The sequence below is a fragment of the Sphingomonas populi genome (assembly GCF_004208535.1).
In the GTDB taxonomy this organism is placed as follows: Bacteria; Pseudomonadota; Alphaproteobacteria; order Sphingomonadales; family Sphingomonadaceae; genus Sphingomonas; species Sphingomonas populi.
Genome location: NZ_SGIS01000051.1, coordinates 1 through 20,626 on the forward strand (window position 1 = coordinate 1; position 20,626 = coordinate 20,626).

General features: G+C 68.2%; 30 protein-coding genes. 4 read left to right on the plus strand and 26 right to left on the minus strand.

What is annotated here, in order from left to right:
- Nucleotides 1-183 precede the first annotated feature (183 nt).
- The 25 genes from EWE75_RS21265 to EWE75_RS21385 form a co-directional block, all read right to left on the minus strand.
- A complete protein-coding gene (locus EWE75_RS21265) occupies nucleotides 184-750 on the minus strand; it encodes a tail tape measure protein (RefSeq protein ID WP_130160102.1) in 567 nt (188 codons plus the stop codon).
- Nucleotides 743-943, minus strand: coding sequence for a phage tail assembly chaperone (locus EWE75_RS21270; RefSeq protein WP_130160103.1), 201 nt, complete (start codon nucleotides 941-943; stop codon nucleotides 743-745). Before EWE75_RS21270 ends, EWE75_RS21265 begins: the two co-directional genes overlap by 8 nt.
- Complete coding sequence (locus EWE75_RS21275; protein WP_130160104.1) at nucleotides 940-1,254, minus strand: GTA-gp10 family protein; 315 nt, start codon at nucleotides 1,252-1,254, stop codon at nucleotides 940-942. Before EWE75_RS21275 ends, EWE75_RS21270 begins: the two co-directional genes overlap by 4 nt.
- Entirely contained in the window at nucleotides 1,251-1,658 is a 408-nt protein-coding gene (locus EWE75_RS21280; protein WP_130160105.1) for a phage major tail protein, TP901-1 family, read from the minus strand. Before EWE75_RS21280 ends, EWE75_RS21275 begins: the two co-directional genes overlap by 4 nt.
- Nucleotides 1,659-1,688: 30 nt before the next feature.
- Nucleotides 1,689-2,072, minus strand: coding sequence for a tail completion protein gp17 (gene gp17 / locus EWE75_RS21285; protein ID WP_130160106.1), 384 nt, complete (start codon nucleotides 2,070-2,072; stop codon nucleotides 1,689-1,691).
- Nucleotides 2,069-2,266 (minus strand): hypothetical protein, encoded by a 198-nt coding sequence (locus tag EWE75_RS21290; protein ID WP_130160107.1) that lies wholly within the window; start codon nucleotides 2,264-2,266, stop codon nucleotides 2,069-2,071. The genes gp17 and EWE75_RS21290 overlap by 4 nt, the downstream gene beginning before the upstream one ends.
- On the minus strand, nucleotides 2,260-2,823 hold the full coding sequence (locus EWE75_RS21295) for a head-tail connector protein (protein WP_130160108.1): 564 nt from the start codon (nucleotides 2,821-2,823) through the stop codon (nucleotides 2,260-2,262). The genes EWE75_RS21290 and EWE75_RS21295 overlap by 7 nt, the downstream gene beginning before the upstream one ends.
- 105 nt (nucleotides 2,824-2,928) lie before the next feature.
- Nucleotides 2,929-3,984 (minus strand): phage major capsid protein, encoded by a 1,056-nt coding sequence (locus EWE75_RS21300; RefSeq protein ID WP_130160109.1) that lies wholly within the window; start codon nucleotides 3,982-3,984, stop codon nucleotides 2,929-2,931.
- Nucleotides 3,985-4,057: 73 nt separating this feature from the next.
- On the minus strand, nucleotides 4,058-4,459 hold the full coding sequence (locus EWE75_RS21305) for an HK97 family phage prohead protease (RefSeq protein ID WP_231708492.1): 402 nt from the start codon (nucleotides 4,457-4,459) through the stop codon (nucleotides 4,058-4,060).
- A gap of 53 nt (nucleotides 4,460-4,512) precedes the next feature.
- A complete protein-coding gene (locus EWE75_RS21310; protein WP_130160110.1) occupies nucleotides 4,513-4,821 on the minus strand; it encodes a DUF6127 family protein in 309 nt (102 codons plus the stop codon).
- Nucleotides 4,818-5,951 carry a phage portal protein gene (locus EWE75_RS21315; protein ID WP_130160111.1) on the minus strand — a complete coding sequence of 378 codons (1,134 nt, stop codon included), beginning with the start codon at nucleotides 5,949-5,951 and terminating at the stop codon, nucleotides 4,818-4,820. Before EWE75_RS21315 ends, EWE75_RS21310 begins: the two co-directional genes overlap by 4 nt.
- Before the next feature lie 113 nt (nucleotides 5,952-6,064).
- Nucleotides 6,065-6,736 (minus strand): spermidine synthase, encoded by a 672-nt coding sequence (locus EWE75_RS21320; protein ID WP_130160112.1) that lies wholly within the window; start codon nucleotides 6,734-6,736, stop codon nucleotides 6,065-6,067.
- A gap of 125 nt (nucleotides 6,737-6,861) precedes the next feature.
- A complete protein-coding gene (locus tag EWE75_RS21325) occupies nucleotides 6,862-8,184 on the minus strand; it encodes a DNA-packaging protein (protein WP_130160113.1) in 1,323 nt (440 codons plus the stop codon).
- Entirely contained in the window at nucleotides 8,181-8,615 is a 435-nt protein-coding gene (locus tag EWE75_RS21330; protein ID WP_130160114.1) for a hypothetical protein, read from the minus strand. The genes EWE75_RS21325 and EWE75_RS21330 overlap by 4 nt, the downstream gene beginning before the upstream one ends.
- A gap of 139 nt (nucleotides 8,616-8,754) precedes the next feature.
- The gene (locus tag EWE75_RS21335; protein ID WP_130160115.1) at nucleotides 8,755-9,027 is read right to left on the minus strand and encodes a hypothetical protein; all 273 of its coding nucleotides are present in this window, start codon (nucleotides 9,025-9,027) and stop codon (nucleotides 8,755-8,757) included.
- A complete protein-coding gene (locus EWE75_RS21340) occupies nucleotides 9,020-9,232 on the minus strand; it encodes a type II toxin-antitoxin system antitoxin (protein ID WP_130160116.1) in 213 nt (70 codons plus the stop codon). Before EWE75_RS21340 ends, EWE75_RS21335 begins: the two co-directional genes overlap by 8 nt.
- Before the next feature lie 11 nt (nucleotides 9,233-9,243).
- Nucleotides 9,244-10,146: an SPFH domain-containing protein gene (locus EWE75_RS21345; protein ID WP_130160117.1), complete on the minus strand. Its 903-nt coding sequence runs from the start codon at nucleotides 10,144-10,146 to the stop codon at nucleotides 9,244-9,246.
- Nucleotides 10,147-10,397: 251 nt separating this feature from the next.
- A complete protein-coding gene (pal, locus tag EWE75_RS21350; RefSeq protein ID WP_130160118.1) occupies nucleotides 10,398-10,898 on the minus strand; it encodes a peptidoglycan-associated lipoprotein Pal in 501 nt (166 codons plus the stop codon).
- Nucleotides 10,899-10,981: 83 nt separating this feature from the next.
- Nucleotides 10,982-12,415, minus strand: coding sequence for a Tol-Pal system beta propeller repeat protein TolB (tolB, locus tag EWE75_RS21355; protein ID WP_130160119.1), 1,434 nt, complete (start codon nucleotides 12,413-12,415; stop codon nucleotides 10,982-10,984).
- A complete protein-coding gene (locus EWE75_RS21360; protein WP_130160120.1) occupies nucleotides 12,415-13,410 on the minus strand; it encodes a cell envelope biogenesis protein TolA in 996 nt (331 codons plus the stop codon). Before EWE75_RS21360 ends, tolB begins: the two co-directional genes overlap by 1 nt.
- Before the next feature lie 46 nt (nucleotides 13,411-13,456).
- Complete coding sequence (gene tolR, locus EWE75_RS21365; protein ID WP_130160121.1) at nucleotides 13,457-13,894, minus strand: protein TolR; 438 nt, start codon at nucleotides 13,892-13,894, stop codon at nucleotides 13,457-13,459.
- 3 nt (nucleotides 13,895-13,897) lie between these two features.
- Nucleotides 13,898-14,596 carry a protein TolQ gene (gene tolQ, locus EWE75_RS21370; RefSeq protein WP_130160122.1) on the minus strand — a complete coding sequence of 233 codons (699 nt, stop codon included), beginning with the start codon at nucleotides 14,594-14,596 and terminating at the stop codon, nucleotides 13,898-13,900.
- Nucleotides 14,593-15,087: a YbgC/FadM family acyl-CoA thioesterase gene (locus EWE75_RS21375; protein WP_130160123.1), complete on the minus strand. Its 495-nt coding sequence runs from the start codon at nucleotides 15,085-15,087 to the stop codon at nucleotides 14,593-14,595. The genes tolQ and EWE75_RS21375 overlap by 4 nt, the downstream gene beginning before the upstream one ends.
- Nucleotides 15,088-15,185: 98 nt before the next feature.
- Nucleotides 15,186-15,476 (minus strand): GIY-YIG nuclease family protein, encoded by a 291-nt coding sequence (locus EWE75_RS21380; protein ID WP_130160124.1) that lies wholly within the window; start codon nucleotides 15,474-15,476, stop codon nucleotides 15,186-15,188.
- Nucleotides 15,477-15,664: 188 nt separating this feature from the next.
- Nucleotides 15,665-16,681: an NAD(P)H-dependent flavin oxidoreductase gene (locus EWE75_RS21385; protein ID WP_427915808.1), complete on the minus strand. Its 1,017-nt coding sequence runs from the start codon at nucleotides 16,679-16,681 to the stop codon at nucleotides 15,665-15,667.
- 101 nt (nucleotides 16,682-16,782) lie between these two features.
- Here EWE75_RS21385 and EWE75_RS21390 point away from each other — a divergent pair, with 101 nt between their 5' ends.
- Both EWE75_RS21390 and EWE75_RS21395 read left to right on the plus strand, forming a co-directional pair.
- Nucleotides 16,783-17,208, plus strand: a complete 426-nt coding sequence (locus tag EWE75_RS21390) for a secondary thiamine-phosphate synthase enzyme YjbQ (RefSeq protein ID WP_130160125.1) — start codon at nucleotides 16,783-16,785, stop codon at nucleotides 17,206-17,208.
- On the plus strand, nucleotides 17,205-17,606 hold the full coding sequence (locus EWE75_RS21395; protein WP_206364838.1) for a hypothetical protein: 402 nt from the start codon (nucleotides 17,205-17,207) through the stop codon (nucleotides 17,604-17,606). Before EWE75_RS21390 ends, EWE75_RS21395 begins: the two co-directional genes overlap by 4 nt.
- Before the next feature lie 509 nt (nucleotides 17,607-18,115).
- Here the strand turns inward: EWE75_RS21395 and EWE75_RS21400 are convergent.
- Nucleotides 18,116-19,378 (minus strand): aspartate kinase, encoded by a 1,263-nt coding sequence (locus EWE75_RS21400; RefSeq protein ID WP_130160126.1) that lies wholly within the window; start codon nucleotides 19,376-19,378, stop codon nucleotides 18,116-18,118.
- 183 nt (nucleotides 19,379-19,561) lie between these two features.
- Between EWE75_RS21400 and ubiG the strand changes: the two genes are divergently transcribed.
- Nucleotides 19,562-20,281 carry a bifunctional 2-polyprenyl-6-hydroxyphenol methylase/3-demethylubiquinol 3-O-methyltransferase UbiG gene (gene ubiG / locus EWE75_RS21405; protein WP_130160127.1) on the plus strand — a complete coding sequence of 240 codons (720 nt, stop codon included), beginning with the start codon at nucleotides 19,562-19,564 and terminating at the stop codon, nucleotides 20,279-20,281.
- A 116-nt stretch (nucleotides 20,282-20,397) separates the two neighbouring features.
- Nucleotides 20,398-20,626: helix-turn-helix domain-containing protein (locus EWE75_RS21410; protein WP_165388475.1), on the plus strand; the 229-nt coding region annotated here is incomplete at its 3' end.

Consider the following 20,626-nt stretch of genomic DNA (forward strand, 5'->3'; position numbering starts at 1 on the left):
GACGCCTCGCCCTCAATTTGCTCCAGCACGACACCCGAAAACTCTCCATCCGCAGAAAATTTAAACACGCCGGATGGCACGACGACTATCTCTCTTCTCTCCTCGCTCAAATGCGATAGCCCTGCCTCCGGGGAGAGGGCCGGGGAGAGGGGCAGTGTGACACGCTACCCTCTCCCGGCCCTCTCACTCCACCGCCAGCGCCGCCTTCACCGCGCGCGCGACCTGCCGGCCCGACGCGCTCAGCGCCGCCCCGCTCTCGCCCCGCGCGGCGTTGATCGTGATCGCCACCCGCACGTCGCGCCCGCCACCCCCGCCAGCGGCGACGATGCTCCCGCTCGATGTCGGCACGAACAGTTCCGGTCCGCGCTCGCCGACCACGTAAGGGCGCAGCGGCGACACCGGCCCGCCCGTCGCGCGCCCCGGCGATCCGCCCAGCAACCCGCTCAGCGCCGCCACCAGACCGCCACCCGCCTTCGCGCTGCTGTTCCCCAAAATAGAACCGATCCCGCTCCGGATCGCCGCTCCGGCGATGTCGCCGAGCACCGACAGCGCGACCTTGCGCAGATCCTCGAACCCCAGCGATCCGCTCCGCGCCGCCTTGACCAGCACGTTTTCGATCTCGCGCCCGGCGCGATCCGCACCCGTCACCAGTGGGCCGTCGAGATTGGCGCGCATCGTATCCACGTCGCGCGCGAAGCCGGCGGTGTCGGCGCGCACGCTCACCACCAGCCGGTCGATTTCCTCATCCATCGGGAAACGCCTCCATCAATGTCGCGATTGTTTCACGCGTCGGCGGCGCGACCCCGGCTTCACCGCCGATTGCCCCCACCAGCGCCGCCAGTTCGGCGGGCGTCGCATCCCAGAATTGCGCCGGGGACCAGCAGAACGCGACGCCGGCCAGCCCCGCCAGCCGCGCCGCCGCATCGGCGAAGCGCGCGCTCATCGCCCGCCGAGGATCTGCGCCAGCAGCACGCGCAGCACCGGCGTCGCCTGCGCGAGCCCAGCCGCCGCGACCGCCTCCCCGAACAGCTCGCGAGTCAGCGCCGCCGGGGCCTCGTGCAAACAATGCCAGAACAGCGCCACCAGCTCGCGCAACGACAGTTGCCCCGCCGCCGCGCGTTCGACCAACGCGAACAGCGGCCCCAGTTCCGCCTCCGCCGCGACCAACGCCGCGAAGCTCGGCCGCAGCACGAGCTGCTCGCCGGCGACACGGATCGCCGCCTCGCCCCGCGCGGGGTTCGCCACCGCGCTCATGCCGCCACCACCGCACCCGAGCTTTCCAGCGCGATCGTGTAACTTCGCTCGCCATTGTAATCGCCGGCATAGTCGAGCCGCGTGACGAGGAAGCGCCCGCTCAGCGTCTCGCCGCTTTCGAAGCTCAGCCGGTAATCGTCGATGACGCCGGCAAGCGCATTGCCCTTGAGCCGCACCTCCGCCGTCGATCCGGTGAACACGCCCGCCCCCGACACGCTGACCGAGCGCACCCCCCCGCCCGACAGCAATTCGCGCCACCCGCCCGAATCCTTCGAGGTGATCGCCACCATTTCGCCGTTGATCGAAAGCTGCGTCGTGCGCAGCCCCGCCACCGTCGCATAGGCCACCGGCGATCCGCCGTTGCCGACCTTGAGCAGAAATGCCCTGCCGCTCTCCGCGCTCATATCATGCTCCCGTCTGTTGAAATCGCCGCCTCACGCGGCGAGCATCCGCACCCGATATTCGATCACCGCGCTCCACCGCCCCGGCGCCGGCCGCAGCAACCGCATCCGCACGAACACGAGGCTGGCGACCCGCCACCCGTCGAGGTCGCGCGGCAGTGCTTCGATCGCCGCCCCCGCAGCGCCGGCAAGCGCCTGCACCCGCGCCGGCGTCTCCGCCGCGTCGCGGATCGTCACCGCCAGCCGCAGCTCGCGCCCGTCGCGATCCTTGACGCTCCAGTCGCCGCTCAGCGTCTCGCCGATCTCGGCATAAGGCGGCGTGGCCTTGACCGGCGGCCCCTCGAACACGCCGTTCAGCCCGGCGAGTCCTTTGAGCGCGGCGAGCAATGCCGCCTGCACCACGGCTTCCGCGCTCATCGCAGCAGACTCCCGATCCAGCGCAACCGCGCATCCTCGGGCGAAATCCGCCCGACCAGCACGATCGCATCGTCCTCGCCGCTTACCGCCAGCTCCGGGAACGCCGCCTGCAACCGCGCCACGCCTTCGGTGATCGCGCGGTGCCGCGCGGCATCGGTGATCGTGCGCCCGCGCGCCGCCAGCCCGCTCAACATGCGCGCGTCCGCCGCGTCAGCGCGATCCGGCGGAACGGTCGCCACAGCGCCGTCACTGCCACCGGCGGCGGCGCCGCCGCATCGCGCACGGTGAACAGATGCGCAGCGAGCAGCACCGCGCCCTGCCGGATCGGCGCGGGCAACGCCCCCCAGCCGTCCGCCAGCCCGGCGGTGAAGGTCACGCCCACCCGGATCGCGCCGCCCGCATCGATCACCCGCACCCAGCCGTCGCCGGCGGCATCCACGTCGATCGCATAGGCTTGGCTCGCCAGCGCGGCGCCGCCGATCGCCTCGACCGCACCGATCGCCCGCACCGGCGTAGCCGCCAGTTGCTGCCAGGCGCGACTCACCGGTAACACGTCGCGCAGCGTGCGCGCGATCAGCACCTGCCCGATGAACGCTTCGCCCAGCCCCAGCGCGGTCTCGGCCAGCGCCGCCACCAGCGCATCCTCATCGTCGCTGACCAGCCGCAGCATCGCCTTCACCTCGGCCAGCGCCGCCGCGCGATCCTCCGCGCCGAGCACCACCGCGCCCGGCCCATCGCTCCCGATCGTCATGAACATCTCCACCCAAATCCCTCTCCCACCGGGAGAGGGAGGGAGCCGCCAAAGGCGGCGGAAGGGTGAGGGCGACCGATCCCATGATCGCCCTCATCCGGCGCGTCAGCTCGCCGAAAAGCGCATCAACTTGATCGCCTCGGAATTGCTCACGCAGCCGCCGATCCGCTTGGTCGCGTAGAACGTGACGAACGGCTTGTTCGAATAGGGATCGCGCAGGATCGCGGTCTCGTTGCGCTCGGCAATCAGATAGCCGGCGCGGAAATCGCCGAACGCGATCGCCAGCGCGTTGGCGGCGACATCGGGCATGTCCTCCGCCTCGATCACCGGATAGCCGAGCAGCGTCGCCGGTTGCCCCACCGCCAGCCCCGGCGCCCAGATGAACGCGCCGTCGGTGGTCTTGAACTTGCGGATGCGCGCCAGCGTCGCCGAGTTCATCACCCAGCTTGCGTTCTGGCGATACGGCCCGCGCAGGCTCTGGACCAGGTCGATCAGCCGGTCCTGCGGGTTGGCGGCGAAATCGCCCGCTGCCCCGCTCGCCAGATATTGCAGCGTGCCGAACGCGCGCGCCGCATCGTTCGTGGCTGCAACCGGCGCCTGCAGGAACCCCTTGGGCCGCGCATTGCCCGATCCGGTGACGAACGCCGCCCCCTCGGCGCGCGCGAACTCGGTGGCGATCTCCCCGGCGAGCCACCCTTCGACATCGAACAAAGCATCGTCGAGCATCGCCTGGCTCGCGCTCGGGTTGGCGTACAGCTCGCCCATCGGCGGCGCGATCTCGGCGTAGGTGGGCGTGGCGGTGCCGGGCCGCGCATCGGTCTCCGCCGCCCAGCCCGAGGGCGTGCCGCCGCTCGTCACCAGCTTGCGATAGCCGGCCGAGCCGACCTTGACGACATTGGCGATGGCCCGGATCGGCGAGATCGCCGTGAGCGTCGCGTCGATCACCGAGTCGATTTCCTTGGGGATCGCGTAGCCGCCGCTGTCGCCGGTCACGCCGGTGAACGACTTCATCTCCACGCTGGTGCCGCTGCGCAGGAACTCCATGAACGCCGCCGCGCGGCCGCTATCCCGCGCGCCGCTCAGCAACGGCCGCACCACCGCGCCGCCCATCTCCATGCCCGAGAAGCTCGTCTCGAGCGCATCCGCTTTCACTTCGATCATGTCATTCTCCCATGCGAAAACACCCCCGCGCGGCACCGCCGGCGGACAAAAACGTCGAAACTCTCGAAAGCCGTCAGGCTATCGCATGCACCCGGGCGAGCGGCTGCATCGGCTGCGCGACCAGGCTCACCTCGACCAGATCGAGCGCGGTCAGTTCGCGATACCGCCCGCGCGCCGCCGCTTTGACCCGGTAGCCGAACGACAGCCCCGAGACCGCGCCCGAGCGCACCAGCCCGGCGAGCCGCGCATCGTCGATCCGCCCGATCACGCGCAGGCCCCGCGCATCCTCGCCGGCCTGCTCGATCACGCCGACCGGCGCGCCATTATGCTGCCACAGCAACGGCACCGGCCCAACCGCACCGAACGCGCCCGCGCGCACCACATCGCCACCGCGATCGGCGCGGTCGAACACGGCGGCATAGCCGGCGAAGCGTAGCCCTTCTGTTCCCCCGCGAAAGCGGGGGTCCAGAGCCACGGACGCAACGCTGCCTGGCTCTGGGCTCCCGCTTGCGCGGGAGAACGGCGCGGTCACTTCACCCAGTCCCAGAAGCCGAACCGCGCTGCGAGGCCCGCCAGCAACACCGCGCCGCCGATCCGCGCGACCCAGCCGACCACCGCTTTCCACGCCGAGCGCTTGGCATCGCGCCACGCGCCGAGCAGCTCGCGCAATTCGGCCATGTCCTTGGCCGCGCCCGCATCATCCAGCCCGAGCCGGGCCAGCGCCCGGCTCGCGCCAAGCTCGCCGGCCTCCTCGGCAATCGCCCGCAACGTCGCCAGATCGGCGCCCTCGGCCTGTCCCTGCGCCAGCAGTTGCGCCAACACCGCACTTACACTCATGCCACACCTCCCGCGTGATCCGCGTTCAAGCCCAACATCGCCCGCTTCTCGTCGTCGCTGAGGAAACTTGCCGCATTCACCTGCGCCCACAGCCGCTCGCGGTCCTCGGCCAGCGCCGTCACCTTGTCGGCGTCGACGCGCAGCCACGGCGCCTCGAACCAGCCGGCCAGCCCCTGCGCGAGCCCCGCGAAGATCGTGTCGGCGAGCGGCAGGATCGCCAGCCGCCACAACGCACGATTCGCCTCGCGGTAATTGGCGTAGGTCGCGTCGCCCGGCAGCCCGAGCAGCATCGGCGGCACCCCGAAGCCGCACGCGATCTCCCGCGCCGCCGCCGCCCTCAGCCCGACGAAATCCATATCGGCCGGGGTCATGCTCAGCGCCTGCCACTTCAGCCCGCCCTCCAGCAGCATCGGTCGCCCGGCATTGGCCGCGCCGGCGAACCCCGCCTCCATCTCGGTGCGAAGCCGCTCGAACTGTTCGCGCGACAGCACCGATCCGTCGCCCGGATCATGCACCAGCGCGCCCGAGGGCCGCGCCGCATTGTCGAGCAGCGCCTTGTTCCAGCGCGCCGCCGCATTGTGCAGCGCGATCGCCCCCGCCGCCGCGCCCAGACAGCCCAGCCCATAATGGTCGTCGAGCGGGTGAAAGCTGCGCAGATGCACGATCTCAGGTCGCGGCCCGTCCGCGATCAGCCGCGTGACCCGCTCGCCGACACGGTAACGATAGGCGACCGGCCACCCGCCCGCATCCGCCTCGACGCTCACCCGCTCGGGCCGCAGCGCGAACAGTTCGACGACCTGCCCCGCCGGATCGGTCATGATCTGGACATAGGCGTTGCCGTGCAGCAGCAGATGCGCGGCGACCGTCTCGGTGAGCGCCTGCCCGCCCGAGCGCGCGCTCACCAGCGCGAGCAGGTCGGGCGACGAGGCCGTCACCGGCGCGCCCGCCAGCCCCTGCGCGACCAGCCGCACCGCGCGTTGCGCGACGGCGTTGCGGCAATAGCCCTGCCGCACCTGCGCCGCATAATCGTCGGCCCATTCACCCGACGATCCGCCCGCCGACCACAGGCCATAGCGCGCCAGCACCGGACGCACGTCGCGCCCGGCTGATTTCCAGCCGAAGAGTTTCATGATGATGTCCTCTGTCTCAGACAGCGTTTTTGGCGACGCGAACGCTACGCCGTTCTCTCGCGAAGGCGGGAGTTCAGTCTAGGGTCCCGCCGTGGCGGGAACCCATCAGGGGTTCAGCCCGGCTTCTTGCCGAACCAGATCACATGCCGCGCGCCCTTGCCGCTGGCACGCGCGCGGATCGTCACCTCGTCCACCGCGAACCCGGCCTCGCCGAGCCGCTTGGCGAACTTCACGTCGGGCGCAGCCGACCAGATCGCCAGCACCCCGCCGGGCCGAAGCGCGCCGCGCGCCGCTTCCAGCCCGCGCGCCGAATAGAGCCGGTCGTTGCCGCGCCGGGTGAGGCCGTCGGGGCCGTTGTCGACATCGAGCAGGATCGCGTCATACACGCTCCGCCCGCCCGCGATCACCGCGCCGACATCCTCGGTGATGATGTCCACACGGCGGTCGTCGAGGCTATCGCCCGTCAGCGCCGCCATCGGCCCGCGCGCCCAGTCGATCACCTGCGGCACCAGTTCCGCCACCGACACGCTCGCTTGCGGCCCGAGCCGTGCCAGCGCCGCGCGCAACGTGAAGCCCATGCCGTAGCCGCCGATCAGGAAGTGCGGCGCTGCCCCCGTCACCCGGTCGCATGCCAGCGTCGCCAGCGCCTCCTCGGACGCGTTCAGCCGGCTGCTCATCAGTTCCTCGACGCCGAGCATGATGAAGAAGTCGGTGCCACGCTGCACCAGCCGCATCTCGCCGCCACCCGGCACCTGTGCGCTATCGATCAAAATTCTCGGAACCATCCGTCCTCCTAGCGCCCTAAAAGCCAATCGCCCAGCCCGTCGCCCCGGCGCAGGCCGGGGCCGTTGTGTTTGGGGCCGCCGGCTCGCCAAGCCACGCAGCGGCCCCGGCCTGCGCCGGGGCGACGTTAGAGGCCGCGTACCGTCGCGATACCCACACGCCCCAGCAGCAACTCGGCCAGCGCCCACACCAAGGCATCGGCCCGGTCCGGCGAACGCCCCGGCCCCTGATACCGCCCGCCCGCGACCAGCCCGCACATCTCGTCCTCCAGCCCCGGAAACGCACCGACATGATGCACCCGCCCGCGCGCATATTCGACCGACACCGGCTCCGCGCGCGCCGCCTTGCCGCGCGTCGCGTTGACGGTGGCGAGCGGCAGGCCGGGATCGACCCGTTCGAGCACCGATCGCACCATCTGCCCGCCCTGATTGACCTCGGCGACCACGCGGTCGGCCGCGTGCCGCCCGGCGCACCCCACCACCGCGCGCGCCCACCCTTCCGGGCTTTCACCGACGACGCTGGCATCCTCGATCACATAGGCATGACCGTCCTCGCCCAGCCCCGCCGCGACGATGCCGCACGCGTCGCCCTCGCCGCTGGCGCTTCCGGCCGGCGGATCGACGCCCACCACCACGCGCACCAAGGCCGGCGCACATGCCACCCGGCACGCCTCGATGCCGCCGCGAGACCACAACGCGCCCGGCAGATCCTCGATCAACTCGCCGTCGATCTCCTGTCGGCCGAGCCGCGTGCCACCATAGCCTTCCTCGATCGCGGCGATGAACGCCTCGCCGAGATGCGCATTGTCGTGAGTCCGACCATGCGACTCCACCCGCCCCTTCATCGCCATGATCCGCCGCAGCAACGGCACCGCGCGCGGCGTCGTCGTCACCACCACCTGTTGCCGCGCACCAAGTCGCAGCCCGAGCATCAGATTGTCCCACGCCGCGTCCGCCCGCCGCCATTTGGCGATCTCGTCGCACCAGGCGGCGTGATGCTGCGGCCCGCGCAGTTTTTCGGGCGCCTCGGCCGAATAAGTGAAGGCGCGCGCGCCCGACATGAAGGCCAGTTCGCCCGAACTGCGATGCCAGTCGATCCGCTCGCCCGGCTGCGCCACCGACAATATGCCGCTGTCGCCCTCGACCATCACTCGAGTCACATCCTCGATCGTCGCGCCGACCAGCGCGATCCGCGCACCCGGCAGATTGCGCGCGATCTGGCTGACCCATTCCGCCCCGGCGCGCGTCTTGCCGAAGCCGCGCCCGGCGCGGATCAGCCACACCCGCCAGTCGTTGCCGGGGCGATACTGGCCCTCATGCGCCGAGAGGAACCAGATTTGATTGAGCGCATATTTGACCGGCGCGTCCAGACCTTCAATGAGCCACGCTTGTTCATCCGGTTCCAGCAACGCGATCTTCACCGCCAACTCGACCACTCCGTCTTCACTCATATCTTCACCGGCAACCGCTTGCCGAGCGCCGCGAGCTTGCGCAGCAACGCCTGTTCAACCTCCTCCATCGAAGCGGTTCGCGGCACCGCCTCGCGCGGCGCGCTCGCCCGCGCGCTCCGGCCTTCGCGGCGCGCCAGCAGCTTGAGCGCCAGCGCCTGATCGAACGTACCGACCTCGCGCGCGCCCAGATCGATCGCGCGCGCCAGCAACTCGTCCTCAAGCCGGGCATAGGCCGCGTTCAGCGCCTCTTCCCAGCCGTCCGCGAACGCCGGGTCGTGCCGGCGCAGCGCATAGGCCGAAGCGTGAGTCCGCCCCGCCGCCTCGGCCGATCGCGCCACGTCCCCGCTCAGCGCGAGCGTATCGAGAAACATCGTCCGCGCCGCCACGCCCCAGCCGATGTCGCGCCGGTCAGCGCTCGCCATCTCGTCCATCGCCGCCCTCCCATCCTCGCTTCCTGCCGGTCGCGATTTGCCATCATGACGACTCCCTTAAACCGAGCGTCACGCTGTAGGACAGAGATTTTTAACCGATATGGTACATTGGCAGGATTTCGGCGATTGGTGCGCGCCGTCACCGATCCCTGTCATTGCCCCAACGCCAGCGCAGTCCGCCATCGGTCTTGTTCGCAGCAACCACGCAAAAGGCCGCGATCAAAGCGATGAAGACGACGATGCGCGGCACCCCGACCGGCATCAACCGCGCCGCCGCCAGCAGCCCGGCGAGGAAACCCAGCGTCACCGCCCAGCCCTGCCACGTCACCGGCGTCGCGCCGAAGCCGAACCCTTTTGGCACGAACCAATAGCCTTCGCCCGCGCGAAAATGCGCCTTTACCTCGTCAAGCATCGTCATCCTCCGATTTGGGTGGCCGGCCGCGTCTGGCCGGAGTCGGCGCGTCCAGCTTCACACCCCGCCGCGTCAGCGCCTCGCGCAGCAGGCATTCGAACTCGGCATTGACGCTCCGCAGATCGGCCGCCGCCGCGCGCTCGACCGCCGCGTACAGCGCGGGATCGAGACGCAGCGGAAACGCTTTCCGCGAAGGGTTAGCCATTGCCCCGCGCCTTACTGATAGAGCGTGCCGGTGTTGACGACCGGTTGGGTATCACGCTCGCCGCACAGCACGACCATCAGGTTCGAGACCATCGCCGCGCGGCGCTCGTCATCGAGTTCGACGACGCCCTTCGCGCTGAGCAGATCGAGCGCCATCTCGACCATCCCGACCGCACCCTCGACCAAGGTCTTGCGCGCAGCGACCACCGCCTGCGCCTGCTGCCGCCGCAGCATCGCCCCGGCGATCTCGGGCGCATAAGCGAGATGCGTGAAGCCGCATTCGTCGACGGTGATCCCCGCAACCTTGAGCCGCGCGAGCAACTCGGTGCGGAGTTCATCGGCGACCTGTTCGTGGTTGCCGCGCAGTGTGATCTCCTGATGCTCGTAATCGTCATAGGGATAACGCGCGCCGATCGTCCGCACCGCCGCCTCGATCTGGACGACCACGAACGCCTTGTAATCGTCGATGTCGAACAGCGCTTGCGCGGTATCGGTGACGCGCCAGACCACCTGTGCGGCGATCTCGATCGGGTTGCCGCGCAGATCGTTCACCTTGAGCCGCTCGGAAATCATGTTGTTGGATCGCAGCGAGATCGTGCGCTGCGCATACCACGGCCACTTCCAGCGCAAGCCGGTCGTGCGGTCGGTGCCCTTGTAGCTGCCGAACAGCAGCAGCGCCGCCGCGCGGTTCGGCTGAAGCATGTAGAAGCCGCAGGCGACGAACAGCACCACCACGCTCGCCGCCGCGATCAGCGTCGCGCCGAGCGCCGGCGCGTCCGGGATTTGCGACGCGCCGTAGATGCCGACGATCAGCGCCGCGAGCATCACCAACAGCATGACATAGCCGCTCGACGTCGCCGCCGCGCGCTCGCTCGACAGCGTCAGCGCGGTGTTCCTCGATCCCGACTCGGACATCACTTCCTCCTGCTAAAGTGATATCATATTTATATCGATATGAGCGACGCTGCAAGCAGCCTCCTTCTCCCCTCCCTGGAAGGGAGGGGTCGGGGGTGGGTCGGTCCGTGGCGCGCGATACGGTTCCTTGCGGGCCAACCCACCCCCAGCCCCTCCCTTCCAGGGAGGGGAGAACGAAGAGGGCAGCGCGCGAAACGAAAAAAGGCGCGGGGATCGCTCCCCGCGCCTGTCTTCAGTCCCAGTAAGCTCGATCAGTTCAGGACGATCGTCACCGCGCGACGATTCTGCGCCCAGGCCGCCTCGTCCGAGCCGAGCGCGATCGGGCGTTCCTTGCCGTAGCTGATCGTCGAGATCCGCGACGGGTTCACACCACGCGAAGCGAGATAGTTCTTCGCCGAATTGGCGCGCCGGTCGCCGAGCGCAAGGTTGTATTCGCGCGTGCCGCGTTCGTCGCAATGGCCTTCCAGGCTGATCGGCACGTTCGGATATTTGGTCAGCCACGCCGCCTGACTGTCGAGCGTCGCGCGCGCCTCGCCGTTGATGTCGTATTTGTCGAGATCGAAGTGGATCGTGTTGCTCGTCACCGACCGTTCGAAATCGGCGCGCGAACCCGGAACGACGGCAGAATCCCCCCCGGACACCGGGCCGCTCGCACCCGGCGGCGGCGGAATCTCGGCCGGCGGCTTCTTCGCACAGCCAGCCACCGCGACGATTGAGGCGGCGATGAGGAACGTCGTGGTCAATCTTGCCATGTGGCTTCTCCTTCTATCGGTCGGATATGGTCACTCGGTACATACAGGGCATCGCTCCCCATCATCCGGGAGTCAATGTCGAGTCAGGGGCGTAACGATCCCCACGCCGGATCGGATCCATCGAGCGGCGTGGTAAGGCGACGTTCGTTGACGCCGGTGAGATCGACCGACCACAGATCAGCCGTGCCGCCGCCGCCGCGCCCCGAGCGGAAGAACATCAGCACGCGGCCGTTGGGCGACCAGCTCGGGCCTTCGTCCTGCCAGTCGTCGGTGAGCAGATGCTCGTCGCCGCCGGCCGGGCTCATCACGCCGATACGGAAATTGCCCGCCATCCGCGTGAACGCGATCAGATTGCCGCGCGGGCTCCACACCGGCGTCGCATAGCGGCCACCGCCGAAACTGATCCGGCGCGGGTTCGATCCATCGGCGTTCATCACGTAAAGTTGCTGCGATCCCGAACGGTCGCTTTCGAAGACGATGCGGCTGCCATCGGGTGAATAGCTGCCGCCGGTGTCGATACCGGGCGTATCGGTCAGCCGCTGCGCCTGACCGCCGCTGAGCGGGACGCGGTAGATGTTGGTGCTGCCCGCGACCGCTTTCGAGAACAACACCCATTTGCCATCGGGCGAGACGCGCGGCGCGAAGCTGAGGTTGCTCGCCGGCACCAGCAGCCGCTGCGTCGCACGGGCGATATCATAAACGTAGATCGCCGGCTTGTCGCCGATGTAGCTCATGTACACGATCGCGCGCTGGTCGGGCGTGAAGCGCGGCGTCAGCACGATCGACTGGCCGTTGGTGAGGAAGCGGTGGTTGGCGCCGTCCTGGTCCATGATCGCCAGCCGCTTGATTCGCCGCCCCTTCGGGCCGCTCTCCGCGACATAGACGACCCGGCTGTCGAAATACGGCCCCTCGCCGGTCAGCTTGGTGTAGATCGTGTCGGCGCATTTATGCCCGGCGCGTCGCCATTCGCCCGGCGGCACCACGAAGCCGGCGCGCGCCAGTTCGGTGCGCGCGAACACGTCGTAGAGATAACAGCCGACCGTCAGCGTGCCGTCGCCATTGGCGCGCACGAAGCCCTGCACCAGCGCCGACGCGCCCGCCCCGCCCCAATAATCGAACGTCGGCGCGGTCACTTCGGGGTAGCCGACGCTCTTCAGCGCATTGGCGCCGACCGGCTTGAACAACCCCGAACTCTTGAGATCGTTGGTGACGATCTGCGACAATTGCTGGCCGAGCACATCGGTGCGGCCAGCCGGCGTATCGACCGCCTGCGCGGTCGGCATCACCGGGATCGCGATGCCAAGCGGCGCGGCGATACCGCCCGTCACCGACACTTCGAGCGGCGGCGGCGCCTGCCCGTCGGTCGGCTGGCCCGCCGCCGGCTGGTTCCCTGACTGGCCGGGCTGTTGGAGCGGCGCCGAGGGCGTAGCGGGTGCGATCTGCGCATCGGCCGGCACCGCGACCGCGATTCCGAGCGCCAGCGCCCCCGTAAGAATGTCGAATGAGAGAGCACGCATCAGCGAGAGCCTCCGAGCTTCCAGATATAATTGAGATTGTTCCAGCCACCGCTGGGTGTCGAATAATATTCGGGCGGCAGTTTGAGCGGCGAACACCCCTTGAACGCAGCAACGCCCAGATCGACGACACGTTGCGCGTAGCGCTCGTTCTGATCGTCGGTGCCTGACTGGCGCACCATCTTCGGCGTGGCCGAGAGCGTGCCATCCTTGTTGAGCCGCAGGTTGAGCACGGTCACGATATCGGTCGCGCCCGGCCCGGGGATCACTTGCTTGTCGGCGCACGGCTGAATCTGACGCTGGATCGCCTGCTGGATGCTGGCGAGCGATTTCGCGTCGATCTTGGCGGCGATCGGCGCGACCGACTTCGACGGCGACGGCGTCTGCACCAGCCCTTTGCGGAAATCGTCGTCGAGCAAAGAGCCGCGCGGGCGCTTGAGCGTCGATTTGGCGTCGCTGCCCGTGCCTTTGGCCTTGGACGGCGGAGTCTGCGCTTTGGTCGGCGCGGCTGCGGCGTGCTTGGGTTCAGCCTTGGAAGGCGCAGGTTTGGCGGCGGCCTTCTTCGGCTCGGCCTTCGAGTCCGCCGCCTTGACCGGCGGCTTCTCAGGCTTGGGCTTCGCCTTGACCGGCGCAGGCTTGGGCTTCGGCACGGGCGCCGGCTCGGGTTTCGACGGCGCCTTGACGGGCGGCTCGGGCTTGGGCTGTGGTTTGGGTGGCGCGGGTGCCTTTTCCGGCTCCGGTTCAGGGTCAGGCTGCGGTGCCGGCGGCGCGGCATCCTCCGGCGCGCCCTGGTCGGGCGCCTTGGATTGCGCGGGCGGTTCGACCGCCTTGGGCGCCTGCGCTTCCAGCGCGACATCCTCGGCCAGCGAAACCTCGATCGGCTTGGGCTTGTACAGCGCGGGGTCGATCGGCGGGTGGAAGCTCACCGACAGCAGCGCGAACAGCAGGACGTGCCCGGCGAACGCAACGCCGAGGCCGATCTTCTCGGCGCGCCGCATCAGCGCGCGCCCTCCGCCTGCCGCCCACGTATCACTGCCCCAGTCTTCACTGGTCGTCCTTGCCGACCGTCAGCAGCGCGACCCGGTTGAGCCCGGCGCGGTTGAGTTCACCCATCACGCGCATCACCTTGCCGTAATCGAGCCCCTTGTCGGCGCGCAGGAACACCTGCGGCGGCTTGCCGCCCTCGCCCTTCTGCGCGACCTGCGAGAGCACGTCGGGCAGCATGTCATCGCTGATCTCATCCTTGCCGACATGCAGCGTGCCGTCGCGCTCGATCGAGATTTCAACCGGCTGCTGCTCCTGGTCGAGCGGCTTCGCCCGGCTGTCGGGCAGATCGACCGGCACGCCCGCCGTCATCAGCGGCGCGGTCACCATGAAGATGATGAGCAGCACCAGCATCACGTCGACCAGCGGCGTGACGTTGATCTCCGCCATCGGCGCGCGCCGGCCACGGCCGCGCTGCGAGGGAAGGTTCATCGACACGGCTCAGCGCTTCCCCTCGGCTTCGAGCTGACGGCTGAGCGTCGCATGGAAGCCGTCGGCGAAGCGGTGGAGCCGCGCCTCGATGCGGTTGATGCCGTGGCTGAAGCGGTTGTACGCGATGACAGCGGGGATCGCCGCGAACAGCCCGATCGCGGTCGCAAACAGCGCCTCGGCGATGCCGGGGCCGACGGCCGCGAGCGACGAATTCTGCTTGGCGGCGATCTCTGTGAAGCTGTGCATGATGCCCCAGACGGTGCCGAACAGCCCGACGAACGGCGCGACCGAGCCGACCGTCGCCAGCACGTTCAGCCCGTCCGAAAGCTCGTCGATCTCACCCGCGACCGCCGCGCCCATCGCGGTGGCGAGCCGCTCACGCGTGCCGTCGCGGTCGATCGTGCCGCCGACGGTCGAGCGGCGCCACTCCTTCACGCCCGCCGCGAACACGCGCGCGGTCGGCAGTTTGTTCTCGCCTTCGATCCGATAGAAAGCGTCGATATCCTCGGCCTTCCAGAAATCGCGCTCGAAGCGCTTCACGCCTTTGCGGATCTTGCCGAGCCGCATCAGGAAACCGATGATGATCGCCCAGGTCCAGATGCTCGCGAGCAGTAGCCCGAGCATCACGATCTTCACGATCCAGTCGGCCTGGATGAACAGCGCGATCGGCGACAGGCTGGTCGCGTCGGTGTTGAAGAACAGGTTCACTTGGGACTTTCCCCCTGATTCACATCTGTTGCCGCTGCGCGCGCGGGCAGGAATTGCCCGAACGCCTCGATCCACGCCGCCGGCTGGCGCCGCGCCCGGCCCGAGGGCGCGACGAACGCGACCGTCACGTCGGCCTCGACCAGTAAAACGGTGTCACGCATGACTCGTTGCTGAATGACCAGCGATGCGGCGCCAAGCCGTTGCAGGCCCGTGGCGACGATCAGCGCATCGCCGAGCCGTGCCGGGCTACGGTAGCGAATCGCCAGCGCCGTCACCGCATAATTGCCCTCGCCCGCCGCATGCGCGCCCTGCTGGTCGATGCCGAGCACGCGCAGCATGTCCGACCGGCCGCGCTCCATGAATTTCAGGTAATTGGCGTGATAGACCATGCCCGAGAGATCGGTATCCTCGAAATACACGCGCACCGGCAATTGATGCTCGTGCCCGACGATACGCCCTTCGCTCGGCAAATCTGTGGCGCATTGCAACATGAACACGGCTGTACCGAAGCGAGACGGTCTCGCAAACCCGTCATGTCGGAGTTTTCGTCCTTCTTCGTCACCCCAGCGCACGCTGGGGTCTCGCGCAGCTAGGCGAGCGTGTCGTAGAGGTCGCGCCATTCGGGATTGGCGCTGTCGATCAATTGATCCTTCCACGCCCGCTTCCAGGCCTTGAGCGCCTTCTCGCGGCTGATCGCCTCTTCGATCGTGTCGAAGCGTTCAGTGTACACCAAAGTCTTGATGCCGTAGCGCCGACAATATGCCGATCCCACGTCGCGCCGATGCTGATCGACGCGCGCAGCAAGATGGGCGGTCACGCCGATGTAAAGCATGCCGTGAGGCTTGCTCGCCATCAGATATGTCCAGCCGCCCCGCTGCATGGGGCGAGCGTATCGAGTCACACCGGGCGATGCCAGCGTTCGCTGGCATGACGTTTGGGGGGACGAAGCACAAAATTCGTCACCCCAGCGTAAGCTGGGGTCTCCCGCGAAGGCGCGCACCGTCGCCAAGCTCGACCGTCCCGAACCTCACAACGAGATGCCAGCTTTCGCTGGCATGACGGAAAGGATCACCCCCGCTTCGCCAGCGCCGCTTCCGCTTCGCCCATCAGCGCGGCGATGATCTCAGCGACCGGCTCTTCCTTGGTCACCATGCCGACCGACTGGCCCGCCATCACGCTGCCATGCTCGACATCGCCGTCGATCACCGCGCGGCGCAAAGCGCCCGCCCAATAATGCTCGATCTGCAATTGTGCCTCGGCCATCGCGACCTTGCCCTCGTCGAGCGACGCCGCGACTTCGCGCTGCTTGGCGGTGAACAGCTCGCCGCCAGCGTTCTTGAGCGCACGCACCGGGATCACCGGCAGGCGCGGATCGATCTGCACGCTCGCCACCGCATCGCGGGCCGAGGCGCGCAGGAACGCCTTCTTGAAATTGGCGTGCGCGATCGATTCGGTCGCGCAGACGAAGCGCGTGCCGAGCTGCACGCCCGCCGCGCCCATCTCCAGATACGCCGCGATCGCCTCGCCCCGACCGATCCCGCCCGCCACGAACACCGGCACCGTGTCGGCGACCTCGGGCAAAATCTCCTGCGCGAGCACGCTGGTCGAGACCGGGCCGATATGCCCGCCCGCCTCCATCCCCTCGACGACGAGCGCATCGACGCCGCTACGGATCAGCTTCTTGGCAAGGCTCAGCGCGGGCGCGAAGCAGATCAGCTTGGCGCCGCCCGCCTTGATCGCGTCGATGCTCCCGGCCGGCGGCAACCCGCCCGCGAGCACGACATGCGTGACCTCGTGGCGCGTGCAGACCGCAATCAGGTCCATCAATTGCGGGTGCATGGTGATGAGGTTGACGCCGAACGGCTTGTCCGTGAGGGTCTTGGTGCCGGCGATCTCGGCGTCGAGCAGCTCGGGCGACATCGCTCCGCACGCGATCAGCCCGAACCCGCCCGCGTTCGACATCGCCGCGACGAGATTGCGCTCCGACACCCACGACATCGCGCCGCACAGGATCGCCACCTCGCTGCCGAGGAATTCGGCGCCGCGCGCCATGAGCTGGGTGAGGCGCGCCGCGCCGCTGGTCATGCTGGTCATCGCAGCCGGCCTTAGAGGATTTTCGATACGAAAAGAAAGCGGTGCTTCGGTATCGGGTTGGGCTGGCGCGCGATGTCCCGTAAACTCCCGCGATGCTCCGCCAGTCCGCCACCGAATTCGTCGTCGCCACCCCCGGCCAGGGGCTGCACGATTGCACCACCGCCGTCGCCCGCTGGGTCGCGGATACGGGTATCGAAACCGGGCTGCTGACGCTGTTGCTGCGCCACACCTCGGCTTCGCTGCTGGTTCAGGAAAACGCCGCCCCCGCCGCCGCACGCGACATCGAACGCTATTTCGCCCGCATCGCGCCGGAGAGCGCCGCATACGAACACGACGACGAAGGCCCCGACGACATGCCCGCGCACCTGCGTGCCGCGCTCACCGCGACCAGCCTGTCGATCCCGGTGATCGCGGGGCGGATGGCGCTCGGCACCTGGCAGGGCATCTACGTGTTCGAACACCGCCACGCGCCCCACCGCCGGCGAATCGCCGCGCATCTGATCGGAGACGATGCATGATCCTTGCGCTCGCACTGATGACCGCCGCGCCGCTCGCGGCGCCCGCACCGCCTCCAGCCAAGAGAGCCGCCATGAAGCCCGATTTCAGCACCATCACCAGCCTCGCCGCCGCCGAGGCGCTCGCCCGCCAGGGCAAACTGGTCCGCGTCCTGCTCTTCCCGGCCGAGTTCGGCGGCGAGGACGTCCGCGAAAACGCCATCTACATCACCCCCGAAGCTGCGGCGGCGCGCGCGCTGATCCTCGGCACGCTGCACCGCTTCGTCACCGAAGGGCTTGTCGACAAGCTCGACGTGACGCCGGACTATAAGGGCGACAGCTTCGTGCCGAGCCGCATCGTGATGCATGCCACGCACAGCACCAAGAAGGGCGGCATCAACCCGACGATCGAGGTGTGGTAGGGCTTTCCCGATCGACGCGCGGCAGGCATGATCGGCGCGTCCGAAGGGAAAATACGGCCGATTTTGATAGCGAAGGTTCGCTGGACAGGCTGTATACTGCGGCTCTCGCGATCATCCACCAAGGCGCAAACGGCCTCTGGCTACCAAAAATCCAACACCTCGCGCTTCGCGGCCATAGCGCCGCGATGGTGGAGTTAGCGGATTGGCTTTGCGAAACAGAAGCCGGCATCAGGCACGTTAGAATAGCGGACGGCTTCAGCGCTGCCGGGCTATACCGTCGCGCCTATCGTCTGGGTGACGGGAGAGCCGCGCAGCATCTCGCGATGACATGCTTCAACCGTCGTGACATGCAGGGGTACAGAACCTGGCTGCGCCGAGCCGCGCAACTTGGCGATGTGGACGCAATGACGGAACTCAAGCGTTTCGAAACGCGACTTCCACACGCAGCCGCCCGGAAGATCGGCCGACTGCGTCCTTTTCATACGCGAGACTATCCGGCCTGAGCACCTTCAAGCCGCGACATCCTCCGCGTCCAGCCCATAAGCCGTGTGCAGCACGCGCACCGCCAGTTCGGTCTCGTCCTCGTGGATCAGCACGCTGACCTTGATCTCGCTGGTCGAGATCGCCTGGATGTTGATCCCGCGCGCGCCCAAAGTCGTGAACATCGTGCTCGCCACGCCGGCATGGCTGCGCATCCCCACGCCCACCACCGAGATCTTGGCGACGCGCGTGTCATGCACCAGCTCGGCGAAGCCGATCTTGCCGCGCGCCTGGTTGAGCGCCTCGATCGAGCGCGCCAGATCGGCCTGCGGCACCGTGAAGGTCACGTCGGTCGATCCCGCGTTATGCGCGATGTTCTGGATGATCATGTCGACGTTGATGTTGGCACCCGCGAGCGGCTCGAAGATCGCCGCGACCGCGCCGGGGGTGTCGGGCACCGCCGTCAGCGTGATCTTGGCTTCGTTCTTGTCGTGCGCGATGCCGGTGATGAGCTGGCGTTCCACGTCGTCTATCTCCTCTTCCCCGACGATCATCGTGCCGGGCAGTGTATCGGCCATCGGTGCGTCTTCGCCGGTGAACGACGACAGCACCTGCACGCGGACCTGTTCCTTCATCGCCAGACCCACCGAACGCGTCTGCAGCACCTTGGCGCCGACGCTGGCGAGTTCGAGCATTTCCTCATAGGTCACGCGCTTCAATTTGCGCGCGCGCGGCACGATGCGCGGGTCGGTGGTGTAGACCCCGTCCACGTCCGTATAGATGTCGCAGCGGTCCGCCTTCATCGCCGCCGCCACCGCGACCGCCGAAGTGTCCGATCCGCCGCGCCCCAGCGTGGTGATGCGCTGGTCGTCGGTCACGCCCTGGAAACCGGGGATCACCGCCACTTCGCCGCGCGCCAGACTCGCGTCGAGCGCCTCGGTATCGATCGTGCCGATCCGGGCCGATGCGTGCGCGTCCGAAGTATGGATCGGCAATTGCCAGCCGAGCCAGCTCCGCGCCGGCACACCCGCCGCCTGCAGCGCGATCGCGAGCAGCCCGCTCGTCACCTGCTCGCCCGCCGAGACGACGACGTCATATTCCTTGGGGTCGTACAGCGACGACGCCTCGCGGCAGAAGCCGACCAGCCGGTCGGTCTCGCCCGCCATCGCCGAGACGACCACCGCGACCTGGTTGCCCGCCGCGACCTCGCGTTTGACCCGCGCCGCCACGGATCGGATGCGTTCCATGCCGGCCATCGAGGTGCCGCCGAATTTCATCACGATGCGGGCCATTGGGGTGTCGCAAAATCCTTGGGTTGGAAGGGGCGCCCTGATAGGAACCGCGCATGACGATGGCAAGCCGTTCGCACAGCCGTGTCACCTACCCCCCCGTTCGTGTCGAGCGTAGTCGAGACACATGGGGAAGCGCAGGTGCCTCGACTTCGCTCGGCACGAACGGCTTTTAGGGTAAGCGGCATGACGACAACGATCGACCCGCAGGAAGCGGCGCATTTCGGCACGCTCGCTGCCGACTGGTGGAATCCCAAGGGCAGCTCGGCGATGCTGCACCGGCTCAACCCGCCGCGCCTGCGCTATCTGCGCGAACAGATCGACGCGCATTGGGACATCGATCCGGCCGGCTTCACCCCGCTCGCCGGCAAGCGCGCGCTCGATGTCGGCTGCGGCGCCGGGCTGCTGTGCGAGCCGCTCGCCCGGCTCGGCGCGGATGTGACCGGGCTCGACGCCGCGCCCGAAAATATCGGCGTCGCGCGCGCCCATGCCGCGCTCTCCGGCCTCGCGATCGACTATCGCGCCGGCAGCGTCGAAGACCTGAGCGGCGAGCGCTTCGATCTCGTCACCAGCATGGAGGTGATCGAACACGTCACCGATCCCGTCGCGTTCATCGCCGGCCTCACGGGCGCGCTGGCGGACGGCGGGCTGATGGTCCTCTCCACCCCGAACCGCACGCTCGCCTCGCGGATCGCGATGATCACGCTCGGCGAAGGCTCAGGGCGAATCCCCAAGGGCACGCACGACTGGGACAAGTTCCTCAAGCCCGATGCGCTTGAAACGCTGCTCACCGACGCCGGCATGCGCGTGATCGATCGCCGCGGGCTGAGTTTCTCCCCCGCCAAAGGCTTCGTCCTCTCCGACGACCTCAGCCTCGACTATTTCCTGACGGCAATACGCGCCTAGACCGTCGCCCCGGCGAAGGCCGGGGCCGCCAGGTAACTTGCCGGGCCGCCCGCGCAAAACGCAGCGGCCCCTTAGACTCACATTTGAAGTGCACCACCTGCTAAGGTTATGGTGCGATGGGAAAATGTTACGGGCAGCTCAACCTTAACGAGCGAATCGAGATATACCGGCTTCATGAAGCCGGCATATCTCATCGGGCAATCGGCGAGGCGATCGGGCGACATCATACGACGGTCGGTCGAGAGTTAAGGCGCAACAGCAAGCCGACCAAGGCGTGGCCGAAGGGAGGGTATAGCGCGGTTCGCGCCCAGGAGCGCACCGACCTGCGAAGACGGCGGCATCGCC

What these genes read in the sequence shown, in the direction of transcription:
- gp17 (WP_130160106.1), bottom strand. Translation starts at nt 2,072, where the DNA reads ATGAGCGCGGAAGCCGTGGTGCAGGCGGCATTGCTCGCCGCGCTCAAA.
- tolB (WP_130160119.1), bottom strand. Translation starts at nt 12,415, where the DNA reads ATGCGTGCTCTCTCATTCGACATTCTTACGGGGGCGCTGGCGCTCGGA.
- EWE75_RS21270 (WP_130160103.1), bottom strand. Translation starts at nt 943, where the DNA reads ATGAGCGCGCGCTTCGCCGATGCGGCGGCGCGGCTGGCGGGGCTGGCC.
- EWE75_RS21325 (WP_130160113.1), bottom strand. Translation starts at nt 8,184, where the DNA reads ATGAGTGAAGACGGAGTGGTCGAGTTGGCGGTGAAGATCGCGTTGCTG.
- EWE75_RS21400 (WP_130160126.1), bottom strand. Translation starts at nt 19,378, where the DNA reads ATGGCCCGCATCGTGATGAAATTCGGCGGCACCTCGATGGCCGGCATG.
- EWE75_RS21335 (WP_130160115.1), bottom strand. Translation starts at nt 9,027, where the DNA reads ATGCTTGACGAGGTAAAGGCGCATTTTCGCGCGGGCGAAGGCTATTGG.
- EWE75_RS21300 (WP_130160109.1), bottom strand. Translation starts at nt 3,984, where the DNA reads ATGATCGAAGTGAAAGCGGATGCGCTCGAGACGAGCTTCTCGGGCATG.
- EWE75_RS21390 (WP_130160125.1), top strand. Translation starts at nt 16,783, where the DNA reads ATGCTCCGCCAGTCCGCCACCGAATTCGTCGTCGCCACCCCCGGCCAG.
- EWE75_RS21310 (WP_130160110.1), bottom strand. Translation starts at nt 4,821, where the DNA reads ATGAGTGTAAGTGCGGTGTTGGCGCAACTGCTGGCGCAGGGACAGGCC.
- EWE75_RS21380 (WP_130160124.1), bottom strand. Translation starts at nt 15,476, where the DNA reads ATGCAGCGGGGCGGCTGGACATATCTGATGGCGAGCAAGCCTCACGGC.
- EWE75_RS21315 (WP_130160111.1), bottom strand. Translation starts at nt 5,951, where the DNA reads ATGAAACTCTTCGGCTGGAAATCAGCCGGGCGCGACGTGCGTCCGGTG.
- EWE75_RS21345 (WP_130160117.1), bottom strand. Translation starts at nt 10,146, where the DNA reads ATGTCCGAGTCGGGATCGAGGAACACCGCGCTGACGCTGTCGAGCGAG.
- EWE75_RS21385 (WP_427915808.1), bottom strand. Translation starts at nt 16,681, where the DNA reads ATGACCAGCGGCGCGGCGCGCCTCACCCAGCTCATGGCGCGCGGCGCC.
- EWE75_RS21340 (WP_130160116.1), bottom strand. Translation starts at nt 9,232, where the DNA reads ATGGCTAACCCTTCGCGGAAAGCGTTTCCGCTGCGTCTCGATCCCGCG.
- ubiG (WP_130160127.1), top strand. Translation starts at nt 19,562, where the DNA reads ATGACGACAACGATCGACCCGCAGGAAGCGGCGCATTTCGGCACGCTC.
- EWE75_RS21375 (WP_130160123.1), bottom strand. Translation starts at nt 15,087, where the DNA reads ATGTTGCAATGCGCCACAGATTTGCCGAGCGAAGGGCGTATCGTCGGG.
- pal (WP_130160118.1), bottom strand. Translation starts at nt 10,898, where the DNA reads ATGGCAAGATTGACCACGACGTTCCTCATCGCCGCCTCAATCGTCGCG.
- EWE75_RS21295 (WP_130160108.1), bottom strand. Translation starts at nt 2,823, where the DNA reads ATGACGATCGGGAGCGATGGGCCGGGCGCGGTGGTGCTCGGCGCGGAG.
- EWE75_RS21320 (WP_130160112.1), bottom strand. Translation starts at nt 6,736, where the DNA reads ATGGTTCCGAGAATTTTGATCGATAGCGCACAGGTGCCGGGTGGCGGC.
- EWE75_RS21275 (WP_130160104.1), bottom strand. Translation starts at nt 1,254, where the DNA reads ATGAGCGCGGTGGCGAACCCCGCGCGGGGCGAGGCGGCGATCCGTGTC.
- EWE75_RS21290 (WP_130160107.1), bottom strand. Translation starts at nt 2,266, where the DNA reads ATGTTGAGCGGGCTGGCGGCGCGCGGGCGCACGATCACCGATGCCGCG.
- EWE75_RS21265 (WP_130160102.1), bottom strand. Translation starts at nt 750, where the DNA reads ATGGATGAGGAAATCGACCGGCTGGTGGTGAGCGTGCGCGCCGACACC.
- EWE75_RS21330 (WP_130160114.1), bottom strand. Translation starts at nt 8,615, where the DNA reads ATGGACGAGATGGCGAGCGCTGACCGGCGCGACATCGGCTGGGGCGTG.
- EWE75_RS21280 (WP_130160105.1), bottom strand. Translation starts at nt 1,658, where the DNA reads ATGAGCGCGGAGAGCGGCAGGGCATTTCTGCTCAAGGTCGGCAACGGC.
- EWE75_RS21395 (WP_206364838.1), top strand. Translation starts at nt 17,205, where the DNA reads ATGATCCTTGCGCTCGCACTGATGACCGCCGCGCCGCTCGCGGCGCCC.
- EWE75_RS21360 (WP_130160120.1), bottom strand. Translation starts at nt 13,410, where the DNA reads ATGCGGCGCGCCGAGAAGATCGGCCTCGGCGTTGCGTTCGCCGGGCAC.